This is a genomic window from Sinorhizobium medicae (genome assembly GCF_007827695.1).
In the GTDB taxonomy this organism is placed as follows: domain Bacteria; phylum Pseudomonadota; class Alphaproteobacteria; order Rhizobiales; family Rhizobiaceae; genus Sinorhizobium; species Sinorhizobium medicae.
The window spans coordinates 2,501-5,000 of record NZ_VITA01000052.1; the positions used below are offsets into that span (position 1 = coordinate 2,501).

Sequence of the window (2,500 nt, forward strand, 5' to 3'; positions counted from 1 at the left end):
AAGGTTGCCGGAGACGTCCGAGCCCAGCCCCGAAGAAACCATGGATGGTCTAGCCGACCGGAAATGGCGGAGGGGTTGGAGGTAGGAGGGAAGCTTGTCGTTGAAGGCATGGATGTTGTTTGGGTGTCCTTCGGGATGCCCATCTGGTGTTCGTGGCTGATTGGTGTTGCCTGACCGCGCATCACCGGACATATCTCGAGAAGCTGGTCTTAAAGACAGGCTGCAAGTGAACCGCTCGGCGTGGTTCCAATAAAGCAGGCCTGTCGAACACGTCGATGGCATCTGATTGGCTCGGTTGTAAAAGGTAACCGGGTTTTTGGGCTGGCTGTGCGGGATACTGAAAGGTGTCCGTATGGCCAGGTTTGGCTGCCCTGCGAGGCGACAAGCCGAGTAGGAAAGCTTAGCCAGACCCAGATAAAGATGAGCATTGGCAATGAGAACGATCAAGTGAAAGAAGGGCATTTGGTGGATGCCTTGGCATGCACAGGCGATGAAGGACGTGATACGCTGCGAAAAGCCGTGGGGAGCTGCGAATAAGCTTTGATCCATGGATCTCCGAATGGGGCAACCCACCTTAGATGCTTGGAAAATCATTTTGGTTGGCTTTTGGTTGAACGAAGCGAAGCTTCGCAAGGCCAGGGGCCGTCGCCGGTTATCCGGCGTCAAGAAACCAAAGTGGTTTCCAAGCATTGTTGAAAGGTATCTTATCCTGAATACAATAGGGATAAGAAGCGAACGCAGGGAACTGAAACATCTAAGTACCTGCAGGAAAGGACATCAACCGAGACTCCGCAAGTAGCGGCGAGCGAACGCGGACCAGGCCAGTGGCAATGAGGAATAAAGTGGAAAGATCTGGAAAGGTCTGCCGTAGCGGGTGACAGCCCCGTACACGTAGAACACTCATTGTCCTTGAGTAGGGCGGGACACGAGAAATCCTGTCTGAACATGGGGAGACCACTCTCCAAGCCTAAGTACTCGTGCATGACCGATAGCGAACAAGTACCGTGAGGGAAAGGTGAAAAGCACCCCGACAAGGGGAGTGAAATAGAACCTGAAACCGGATGCCTACAAACAGTCGGAGCCCGCAAGGGTGACGGCGTACCTTTTGTATAATGGGTCAACGACTTAGTGTGGCATGCAAGCTTAAGCCGGTAGGTGGAGGCGTAGCGAAAGCGAGTCTGAACAGGGCGCTTTAGTATGTCGCATTAGACCCGAAACCGAGTGATCTAGCCATGAGCAGGTTGAAGGTTGGGTAACACCAACTGGAGGACCGAACCCGCATCTGTTGCAATAGATTGGGATGACTTGTGGCTAGGGGTGAAAGGCCAATCAAACTCGGAAATAGCTGGTTCTCCGCGAAATCTATTTAGGTAGAGCGTCGACCGAATACCCCCGGGGGTAGAGCACTGGATGGGCTATGGGGACTCACCGTCTTACTGATCCTAACCAAACTCCGAATACCGGGGAGTACTAGTCGGCAGACACACGGCGGGTGCTAACGTCCGTCGTGAAGAGGGCAACAACCCTGACCTCCAGCTAAGGTCCCCAAGTCATGGCTAAGTGGGAAAGGATGTGAGGATCCCAAAACAACCAGGATGTTGGCTTAGAAGCAGCCATCATTTAAAGAAAGCGTAACAGCTCACTGGTCTAAATAAGGGTCTTTGCGCCGAAAATGTAACGGGGCTAAAGCCATGCACCGAAGCTGAGGCTTGTAGCATTCCTCGGAGTGCTGCAGGGGTAGCGGAGCGTTCCGTAAGCCTGTGAAGGGATACCCGTGAGGGGTCCTGGAGGTATCGGAAGTGCGAATGTTGACATGAGTAACGATAAAGAGGGTGAGAGACCCTCTCGCCGAAAGACCAAGGGTTCCTGCTTAAAGTTAATCTGAGCAGGGTTAGCCGGCCCCTAAGACGAGGCGGACACGCGTAGTCGATGGGAACCACGTTAATATTCGTGGGCCTGGTGGTAGTGACGGATTGCTTAACTTGTTCGGACTTAATGGATTGTCCGGGCGGGGACGCGGTTCCAGGAAATAGCTCCACCGTATAGACCGTACCCGAAACCGACACAGGTGGTCAGGTAGAGTATACCAAGGCGCTTGAGAGAACTATGCTGAAGGAACTCGGCAAATTGCACGCGTAACTTCGGAAGAAGCGTGACCCTTTTTGACGCAAGTCAGATGGGGTGGCACAGACCAGGGGGTAGCGACTGTTTATCAAAAACACAGGGCTCTGCGAAGTCGCAAGACGACGTATAGGGTCTGACGCCTGCCCGGTGCTGGAAGGTTAAGAGGAGGGGTGCAAGCTCTGAATCGAAGCCCCAGTAAACGGCGGCCGTAACTATAACGGTCCTAAGGTAGCGAAATTCCTTGTCGGGTAAGTTCCGACCTGCACGAATGGCGTAACGACTTCCCCGCTGTCTCCAGCATAGACTCAGTGAAATTGAATTCCCCGTGAAGATGCGGGGTTCCTGCGGTCAGACGGAAAGACCCCGTGCACCTTTA

General features: G+C 53.5%; 1 rRNA gene (only partly in view). It reads left to right on the top strand.

The features are described from left to right. The first annotated feature begins 441 nt into the window (after window positions 1-441). Window positions 442-2,500, top strand: a 23S ribosomal RNA gene (locus FB009_RS32330) (it continues 810 nt past the right edge of the window).